The sequence below is a fragment of the Massilibacteroides sp. genome (assembly GCF_028705895.1).
Taxonomy (GTDB): Bacteria; Bacteroidota; Bacteroidia; order Bacteroidales; family Tannerellaceae; genus Massilibacteroides.
In genome coordinates this window covers 1-10,482 of sequence record NZ_JAQWCQ010000081.1, presented here as the reverse complement: position 1 = coordinate 10,482, position 10,482 = coordinate 1, and the positions used below count along the sequence as shown (strand labels likewise).

General features: G+C 40.2%; 7 protein-coding genes. All 7 read right to left on the bottom strand.

All coding sequences use genetic code 11. The features are described 5' to 3' along the window. Positions 1-188: 188 nt before the first annotated feature. The gene (lsrF, locus tag PHT93_RS14370; RefSeq protein ID WP_300244296.1) at positions 189-1,061 is read right to left on the bottom strand and encodes a 3-hydroxy-5-phosphonooxypentane-2,4-dione thiolase; all 873 of its coding nucleotides are present in this window, start codon (positions 1,059-1,061) and stop codon (positions 189-191) included. Between the two features lie 32 nt (positions 1,062-1,093). After that, complete coding sequence (locus PHT93_RS14365; protein ID WP_300244293.1) at positions 1,094-1,708, bottom strand: DAK2 domain-containing protein; 615 nt, start codon at positions 1,706-1,708, stop codon at positions 1,094-1,096. Positions 1,709-1,710: 2 nt separating this feature from the next. Beyond that, positions 1,711-2,727, bottom strand: coding sequence for a dihydroxyacetone kinase subunit DhaK (locus tag PHT93_RS14360; protein ID WP_300244290.1), 1,017 nt, complete (start codon positions 2,725-2,727; stop codon positions 1,711-1,713). 15 nt (positions 2,728-2,742) lie between these two features. After that, positions 2,743-3,057, bottom strand: coding sequence for a hypothetical protein (locus PHT93_RS14355; protein WP_300244287.1), 315 nt, complete (start codon positions 3,055-3,057; stop codon positions 2,743-2,745). A 25-nt stretch (positions 3,058-3,082) separates the two neighbouring features. Continuing rightward, positions 3,083-5,536, bottom strand: coding sequence for a cytochrome c biogenesis protein CcsA (gene ccsA, locus PHT93_RS14350; RefSeq protein WP_300244284.1), 2,454 nt, complete (start codon positions 5,534-5,536; stop codon positions 3,083-3,085). A gap of 62 nt (positions 5,537-5,598) precedes the next feature. Beyond that, positions 5,599-9,594 (bottom strand): SUMF1/EgtB/PvdO family nonheme iron enzyme, encoded by a 3,996-nt coding sequence (locus tag PHT93_RS14345; protein WP_300244282.1) that lies wholly within the window; start codon positions 9,592-9,594, stop codon positions 5,599-5,601. 40 nt (positions 9,595-9,634) lie between these two features. Further along, entirely contained in the window at positions 9,635-10,348 is a 714-nt protein-coding gene (locus tag PHT93_RS14340) for a hypothetical protein (protein ID WP_300244280.1), read from the bottom strand. Positions 10,349-10,482 lie beyond the last annotated feature (134 nt).

The window sequence follows — 10,482 nt, the reverse complement described above, 5'->3', positions numbered from 1 at the left end:
ACTATTCTCATAAGCTATATTGTTGAAGTTAACACTCTGTTATTCTTGTAAATACAAAGTTAACTAAAATGATATAGCTTATTTCTTGCCTATCTAACTGGAATCTCCTTTTTCAAACATAGGAACTGTTTTAGTATTAGTAGAGGATGTTCAATAGTTTGTGAACATCCTCTATTAATCAAGTATTATTATTTTGAAAGATCACGGAACTTTTCATAACCTTGTTCAGGCGTCAGACCATCATGCACAACAGCGTGAATTGCTTGTATCATAGCTGCAGGATGTTCACTCTGAAACACATTTCGTCCCATATCCACTCCCGCTGCTCCATCGCTAATTGCATTGTAGCATAATTCAAGAGCTTCTTTCTCAGGAAGCTTCTTTCCTCCTGCAATAACGACAGGAACCGGACAGGCTGCAGCCACTTTTTCAAAGCCATCGCAATAATATGTCTTAACGATATTTGCACCATTCTCAGCACAAACACGTGAAGCCAACCCAAAATAACGAGCGTCACGTGCCATTTTAGTACCAACAGCGGTCACTCCCATCACGGGTATATTATAACGCGTTCCTAAATCTACCGCTTTATATAAGTTTGCAATAGTTTTTGCTTCGTACGCTTCATCTCCGATTGCCAACATAATAGCCATCGCAGATACATTCATACGAATAGCATCTTCTGCATCGATCAATACATTATCATTCAATGACGTCAGGATTGTAGTTCCGGCATCTGAACGTAAACAAACCGGCTTATTCGTATTGGGAGGCACTACCGATTGTAGTATTCCACGTGTACACATCAAGCAGTCTGCATATTCAATCAGAGGAAGAATGTTCAGGTCAATTCGTTCCAAGCCTGAAGTCGGTCCCATTATAAAACCATGATCAAAGGCAAGCATTACAGCCTTTCCTGTTTTTGGATTAAAAATACGAGAAAGCCGGTCTTTCATCCCCCAAGGCAGATTAGCTGCCCCTTTTACATGAAATGCTTGTTCCCCCACATTAACACCTAATCCAAAATTCTTACCTTCTCTCAAATCATCTAAATCTGCCATCTTCTATTCTTTTGTATATTCATTACTAATTATCACAAGGCTTCTGCAAATGAAGCAAACATGCAACTCCATGAAGTAGCACCACTATCCGCATAACCAATAGAACGTTCACCGTAATTACGGGCACGACCAAAGTTTGCTTTCATATCCACTGTTGACTTTGCTCCTTTCAGAGCGGCATCAGCTCCTATCCGCAGAATATCCTTAATATTTATAGAGGAACAAGACTGCATAGCATCCACAGCAGGCACTAAAGCATCCATCATCGTCTTATCTCCCGGCTTAGCCTGCGTTTGTTTTTGCACATTAGCAAGACCTCCCGCAAACATTGCTTTTACACCGTCCGCATCTAACTCCACACCCTGCGAAGTATCGCTCATTCCGAGAAAGAACGCACCCAGAAGCGTACTTGTCGAGCCACTTGTTTCAAGCATGATAGCAAAGCCCATGTCATTAAGCATAGACTTATACTCCGTTCCTTTTTCAGCGGATTTTGTAGCCACCGAAAAAGCAGAAACTATAGCTGTACCATGATCACCATCCCCAATGACAGCATCCAACTGAGAAAACTCGTTTTCTCTCTCTTTGATCCGCAGCAATGCATGGTTTAGTAATCGTTTAAAATCTTCAACCGAAAGTTTTTCCATAATTATTTGCCAATAGTAGTCCAATATGGTGCATCAGCCGGTTTGTTATTCAAGTAATCAATATGATCAGCATCCAGAAGAGCAATGATCATTTGGAAACCTGCTTGTTCTTGTACCGTAAGAATTTCAGCAATACGGGAAGAAACTACTTCCAAACCACGCGCTTCTAATTCTTTGTATGCTTTACGGAATATGATATTCAGCTCCATCTGCGTAGTTGCTCCCACTCCGTTAATGATCAACATGGCTTTTTGTCCTTTAGCTGGCTTTAATTGCTGACAAAGGAAATCTACCATTTCAGCAGCGGTCTCATCAGCAGAAACAAGAGGTTTACGTCCGCCGCCGCCTTCGCCGTGTTGTCCCATACCAATTTCCATAATACCTTCAGGCAGGTCACTGATAACTGCATTATTCTGAGGATGCGTACACGAGCGCATAGCCACAGCCAACGTCGCAACATTAGCAGTATAACGCTGCCCGATCTCAACTAATTCGTCCAACGATTTACCTTCATCAGCTGCTGCGCCTAAAATTTTAAATAAAGGGACACAACCTGCAAGACCACGACGGTCATTCACAGGAGCATCAATTCCGGCGCTTATATCATCGTGCGTAAGGATTTGTTTTACTTTGATGTCCGAACGTTCAGCTAATTGACAGGCCATATTCGCACTCATCACATCCCCTGAATGATTCAACACAACTAATAATATACCTGCCTCACGTTTCATCAACTGTAAGGCTTGAAACAGACGTTGAGCTCCTGGAGCGGCAAAGATATCACCCACAACAGAACAGTCCAGCATACCATCCCCAACAAATCCGCTTAATGCAGGTTCATGACCGGAACCGCCCAAAGTAACAATCGCCACTTTATCTGCAGGTTTAGGATTGGCTCTTACTACAATATTTTCTCCCCCCAATGCAACCTTATCTTTATATGCTAAGGTATATCCTTCCAATAGTTCAGCTGTCAGATTCTCGGTATTGTTGATAAATTTTGTTTTCATGTTTTCCAAAGTATTTTAGTAATCTTATTTAATCTCCATCAATTCAATAGCCAAGCCTTCTTCTTCGATAAAAGCAATCGTCAGGTGTTCGTCACAAACAGCCGGGCCGAAAATCACTTTCGCATCTTTTAGAGCTGTTTCAAGGCAAGGAACAGTATAAGCGATATGTCCGTTTTCCTGCACAAGTGGAGGCATGCAACTACCTGGCTCAAACTTCAGATACTCAATTTTGTTCGGGCTTTTCGAATAGTCTGTCAGCCAAACACCGAGTCCTTCATTAAACATCGCACCTTCTTTCTTCTCTGTAGTGATAATACCAACATGATTAAATGTTCTCATGATAAAAAGATTTATAGTTAATAATTCAGTGAATAAATTTCTTTTTCTCTAACGGCCATTTCTGCCATCCATACCAGGATATAACAGCCAAAAACAGAATTACACCTAAAACAATATACAAATACATAAATATCCCTCCTACAGCATCGTTTGATCCGTATGAGTGCATTCCGCTCAGGAAATAGTTAACTCCAAAGAAAGTCATCAAAACGGAAGCAATTGCGACTATGGAAGTCAGGTTAAACAGCCAGTAATTCTGATATTTCTTAATATGGCGTAAATGGGTTACTATCGCATAAACAACAATAGTAATCAACGCCCATGTCTCTTTCGGATCCCATCCCCAATAACGCCCCCAAGACTCATTAGCCCAGATAGCACCAAGAAAAGTACCAATTGTCATAAGTGCAATACCAACGTGTAGAGACATTTCATTGATCAGGCTCAGTTCTTTCATACGGGAAATCAAAATATCTTCATTCTTCACACGACCGAAACTCATTAAAACCAGATTAGTAATCCCGATCAGTGAACTTATTCCAAAAAATCCATAAGCCGCCACAATAACAGCTACGTGAAACATCAACCAAGGTGATTTCAAAACAGGAACCAAAGGATTGATTTGCGGATCCATCCAGTTTAAACCGGAAACAAACAAGATTATACCGCCAAACAACGTTGCCAGTGCAAAAGTCATCGTACTCTTACGAAGAAAAAATAAACCTCCGACTACTGTAGCCCAAGCCACATACACCATTGTCTCGTAAGAGTTACTCCATGGAGCGTATCCGGCAATATACCAACGCATCCCCATTCCTGCCGTTTGATATAGAAAAACGACTACAATAGCAATAGCCAACAACCATTTCGCCCATCTCATCCATCTTTGAAACTGGAACATCGCAAAAAAGGCAAAAACTAAAGACAACCCTCCCAAAATCAAATAAAATATTTTACAATAACGAAATATCTCCAATTTGTTATAGGTCAGCTCAGCTTGTATTTTCTTTTGATCGATGCTGAGCGTTTTGTTTTTGGCATTTTGATAGGTCGTTATCATACCCAACACTTCATCCGCCTTCGACCAATCTCTACTTTGTAAAGAGTTTTGTACTTCACCCAAATACCATTCCATGATACGTGAAACAAACATAGAGTCTTTTCCACTAAAGGCGGACAGATCATCTCCCGGTGCATACCATTTGTGGCCTGGGTCATCTTCTTTCGGGAAAAGATTCAGCATCTGCTGATTAAACAACTGATGAAGGATATTAACCTGCTCATCCAATTTTATTATGTCTTTATCAAAGCGGTTACGCTCCGAAGGCATTTTATGATAAGCCTCTTCCAAACTTTCTTGCAGCTTATATTGACCATTACTGTCGAACACGTCCACATACGAACAGGTCTTATCTGTAGATAAATCATAATGATTGGCCAAGTCTTTATTTCCATGTGTAATAACAGGAATACGCATCCACATATCCGGCATAGCTAAAAGACTAAGCAAAAACTGATCAGAATTCAGATTTTTAAACTTGTTTTCTTTATGTAGTTTACGAAGAATTTCAGAAGAGAACGTATTTACAGGAATCATACGCCCATTAGACGCTTGTATCGGTAATGCTCCGAATTTCTCAGCATGTTCCGGACTTATCGTATATTTAAGTACTGCGTCGAGCATAGACGGAGACTCGGATTTTATATTTACAGGAAAAAGAAAGGAGCAACCGAATAACAGAACAACAGCAGTACCTCTTAGAGTTTTTAGTTGCCGTCCTAATTGTCTGAACCTTGAATTATGTCCGACAAAACTCAATATAAAACCGATAAGTAACATAGCATAACCAATATACGTAATTGTACGCCCTGCTACATCCTGATTCACAGACAAGACAGTTCCTTTCTCATCTTTATCATAAGACGCCTGAAACAAGCGATAACCTTTTATGTCAATGACATTATTCATAAAGACACGGTCTGAGATTGTTTTTCCATCCACATGAATAACCAGATCACTCTCATAAGAAGACGGGCTGGCAGATCCCGGATAACGAGTCAGCGTAAACTTCTTTAGTTCAACAGCAAAAGGCAAGCTCTGATACTTTCTTCCTTCTGATGTCTCCATCATCATTCGATCTTCACGAGCTCCTTCACGAATATGAAGAACGCCTTCTTTACCGAACAAATGTGTGGTCAACGCGCCACCTAAAACAACAATGAAAGCAATATGAATAACCATGAATCCCCATTTCTTCTTCTTCAACAGCTGATGCTCAATTACCTCGTAAATAAAATTTACAATCATCAAGAATTGCAGCATGATAAATACAGGAGAATAATAAATCATTGCTTTAGCTGCAGCTGTACCATGATACTTTTCAATAAACGTGGCAAAGGCCAGACCTAAAGCATAAATGATCAATAAGACGATAGTCGTTACATAGGATGAAAGAATTCTTTCAATTTTTGCTTTCATTTGCGTGTTAAATTTAAAAGTTTCCGTGACAAGCATTTAATTGCCACGGAAACACATAGTTCTTAATCTTGAATTATAACCCTGAAACCCACGTTATGCACACGTTGCCATGGATAATAGGCTTTACGCGCATAAGACGTTGCGTATTTCGGGCGGTCAATATACGAACCTCCACGCACAACTTTGTATTCTGAAGAAGATTTAACTTTTTCAGAATAAGGATAGGTATTATAATCAGATTTTGTCCACTCAGCAATATTTCCATGCATACTGTACAATCCGAACGGATTAGCGGTATAAGCTTTGGAATCGGTTTGAATCATATGACCGTCGTCAACACTCTCGTCCTTAGGAAGGAAGCTATAGTATTTATACCAAAAGCTCGTCTTCGACATAGGTTGCGGATCAATACCGCTTACAGCCATCTTATTCAGTTGTTCGTCAGCAAAATTTTCATATTGACCAAAATTGCTGTTCAGGTTACCAAACCAAAAATCAGAGTCACTACCTGCGCGACACGCCCATTCCCATTGCGCTTCCGTAGGAAGAGTGATATCCAAGCCGGTCTTTTCACTGAGTTTTTTACAATAAGCCATAGCGTCTTCATAGCTTACACGGATAACAGGTTGCTCCGGGAGGTTTGCTGCATAACCCGGACGTGTATGATCTTTCCAGTGTTGATCTACATAACGACTATCATGTTCGGGATAAATTACATTATATTGGGCATTAGTCACCTCTACCTCAGCCATCCAGAACGATTTATTCACCTTTGCCTTTGCAACAGGAGCATTATCTTTCATTCCTTGATAGCTACCCATTACAAACTCTCCTGCAGGGATACGGACAAATGTCATTTTTAATCCGGGAGCAATCTCTACGGTTTTACGAGTTTCTGTTTCTTTTGCTAACATCGCCTTAACACCCTCAGCATCAAAAGGCCATCCCTTTACTTTAATAGTTTTTTCTTTTACAGGACTTGCTTTCTGAGGCATCACCGGTGTTATTTCACCTTGCGACTCTAAGTATGATGCATAATCTGCAATTTCTTTTTTCCAATCCACTCCCGCGCCGCATGCATATTTATCTGTTAATTCCTTACGACGATCTATTTGATTAAATCCTTGATATGGGAAACCATCGTATGGATTCGCATCAAAATAGCCTTTATCGGGTGCATTATAATCAATCCAGTTATAAAATGTTTTCCATTCTTCATCAGTCAACACGACATTGTAATGACCGGTCTTTAACATACGAATCAACTCACTTGTATTCGCATGGTACTCGTAAGGCTGCAACACGATCATGTCGGCTTCCGGTCCTTGACGGTGAACGTAAGGGTGAAGATTTAAGTAAGACGTTCCATAACCGCGATCATCTTTCTTTCCTCCACGTAGATCGAACGCTTTTCCATCACCGGTATGACAAGCAATACAAGCGCGATCAAGGACAGGCTGAACTTCCAGATCAAAAGTAAACGACCGGACTCCACCTTTTGGAGCCTGAAGTTTTAAAGGAGCCTTCTGCGACGCGATCACGCGTTTTGGTAATGCGATCTTATTCTGGTCTTCATGACATCCTACGCAGGAAACTATTTCACCCGGCATTCCGGTAAACCAACTTCTCATCCATTGTACGGCCGCTCCATCCTCATCTAAAGGTTGGATAGAGATTGGCGTATTGGCCGGAATTTTAAAAATCACCGAGCCATCTTCTTCAACAGGCACCGTTCCCAATAATCGTTTAATATCCCAACCACTTTGAATACCTTGCGCATAATGATCGGAACGTGTTCTTAAATAGGCATATTCGTACGCATGAATACGAAGTGATTTAATTGTGCCACGAGGTACACCCCGCAGACCTTCTCCTTCGTAAATATCCTGAATAAATACGGTTGATTCTTTATCATCTAATTTTACACGATCAGGAATAGATGGAGGTGTAGCAGTCTTACGAACAACGATAGGACTAATAAACCCTTCTCCTTCCGTCTTCGCCAGACAAGTCACATTATCAAAAACATCCACCAAATACAATCCCCATAAATCCTGCGGATTTAATTTACCGGCTACTAAATAATATTTATCATTCAGAGGAGTAGGTTTTATAAATTGAGGCCATACATCATTAACTAATTCATCCTTAATTTCCGGAATAATTTCCCGATTACGGAAAGGAATTTCCTGTATCATCCCTTCTACGCCTTTACGGGCTTTCGTCGGGTCAAATAAAATGATACGTCCCGAACGAGCTATTCCGTGATGTCCCGAGATAATACCTACGAAGGCAGATGAATGCCCGGGCAATGGTTGTATATCAAACGTACTATTAGGAAACATAGCCCCACTCCCTAATAAGGCTTTATTTTCCGTTCCATCCGGATTCATATGCATCACAATACGTGAAAAATAATGCGTCAGATCCGTATATTCCCAACGCGTGTACATAACACGTCCGTTGTGCATAATAACCGGATTCCAGTTGGCATCCTGATCAAACGTCAGACGACGCATCTTTTTTGTTTTCGGATCAAAGAGAACCATATTACCCACAGGGTCATCTCCATTTACGCAAGGTACGCCCTGATAACCGATATTTGCATTTGCAATGATTCGTCCGTCCGGCAAATAAGTTCCATCATAAAATTCAAGTTCGGGTTCTGTGGTTTCCACTAATGGGCGGAATCCTGTTCCATCCGTTTTTACTTCAAAGACATTCCAACGATTATCCGGCATAACAGAAGTAAACATCAGACGATCTCCATTCCAGTGCATTTTTAAATCGGCAATAGAAGCCATATTGTCCGGTTTGAAAATAGTCTTTATTTGTTTCTCTCCCCTCAGGTTAGAAAGCTCAACAATTTCGGCATTAAAACCTACACGTTTTGAAGATTGTTGGTTACTCCAGTTATTCGATTGCGTACCCAATGCAGGCGCCATAGCCGAACGAGCCTTTGTACCTAATTTAAAGCGTGTGGCCACAATTTTATCTACGTCTAAAAAAGGATTCGCCAGCAAGATCGATTCTTTAATAGCAATGGCTTTTTCTGCCTTAGTCAAAGTTGCTTCATCTACTGTATAAATATCTTTAAACCCCGCTTTAACCAAAGACTCCAATTCGTCCATTAAAGGTTGATATTTTGATGCATCGAAATCCTTCATCGCTTTCATATCGGCAAAAGCCAATCGGATCGCTTCTATATTCAGCCATTCCAGGTCGTCCTGAACAGAACATAATCGTTGCGCTTTTTCGTACAGTTCAAGATAAGCACGGATTTGCTTATCAACATCTTTTTCGGATTCGACCTGTTTAACTGCATTTTCGAAATATGCACCATCTTTCAGCTTTTTCGCCATATGTAAGATAAGCTCCTGTTCAATTGATGCATCAGGGGTAGCTAACCAATTTTCCAATTCACCTAAGTTAGCGCTCAAAGCACCTATTTGCTTAGGATAAGCACTGTTAAGTTTTGCAACAACCTCATTCGGGTAAATATTCTGAATACGAAAGAATACCGATCCTGTTTTTGACTGATCGCAAATTCCTACTTCGGCTTCAAAACGTACATAGTTCTTATCTAATAAATAAACGATAACTCCGTTAGCATGACTTACAACTCCATGATCATACTTTTTCTTATTAATAACTAATGGATTACCATATATGTCCGTGTTCTTCTTTATTCCACCTGATCCTGTATGAGAATAAGTTGGTTCAAGTTCGTCTAACCAGACAAAAGTTCCGTCTGCCTTAAATAATCGCGCATTTGCCCATGCTCCCCAGTCCCAATCTACACCATCCGGACCTCCGGAAGTTATCAGCACCAAATGATCCAAACCTTTCAGATCTGCGGTTAAAGGTACAGCACTTTGTTGAGCTCTTATCCAATCCGACGCAACAGGCATCCCTGCTTTAAGTAAATTTGACCGGAGTTCTTTTTTCTCCTTTATCACCTGATCTATCCAGGTATCTTGAGTTTTCTTCTTTTGGGCAACAGAAAGGGTAAAAGGGAAAATAAGAACAAAAGATAAAATAAATAATGTGTTTCTCATGTTATTACATTATGTAATAAGTTTACAATTGGTTTTAGTATTAAAGCGAAGCCTTTTTATTCGTAAAGCGAAGACCAGCATTATCATGATAGCTTGCCCACTCATCAACGATAGCTCCCTCAGGTCCGGCCATCATAAAGTGGAATGTTTCAGATTTTTTTAAATGAAGTACTTCGCCCACTTTCTGTACAACGAAGTTTTTACTTTGAATCGGACCATGAGTAGCAGAAATAGCAGGAGGATTTGGCGTTTCATCGCCTATAACAGAGAAATTATAAATCCATCCATGATTAACCATCCATGATTCAAATTTTGCCGGATATTCGGTTTTTACATGAGCATGTTCGGGAATCATTTGCCCCGGAAGCAGATAAATTGCATGAGCAAAATAACTATGTTCCAGATCATTTACCCAGAATATACCTCCCATTCCTACATTCTCAAAATCGCCCAGCCCGAAATCGGTTACCCACATATCTTTTGCCATTAAATCAGTGAAGGGTACACCATAAAACGCAAACATATCTTTGAAAGCATCCATTGCTGCTTCCTGATTAAACTTGCCGTCTTTGTAGAAATCGGCATTTGTAAATTTCTTTGAATAAGCCATATCTTTTTTGTTTGTACAATTAGTATTCGTTGTTTCATTCGCACAGCAGGAAGGATCTTTCGTATTTTCTTTATTACAACATCCTCCCAAGGTGATTAAACATAAGGCTACAAGAAGTAATTTCACACGTTGTTTTGTTTTCATATATTCATTCCATTTAAAATCCAAGCAACTCCTGGATTATTGTTATTAATTAACTTTCATATTCTATCTTTATACCAGGGCGTTAAGAGGAAACAGGCTCTGCTGGGGAGCAACCTGTCAGCAATAAACACCCT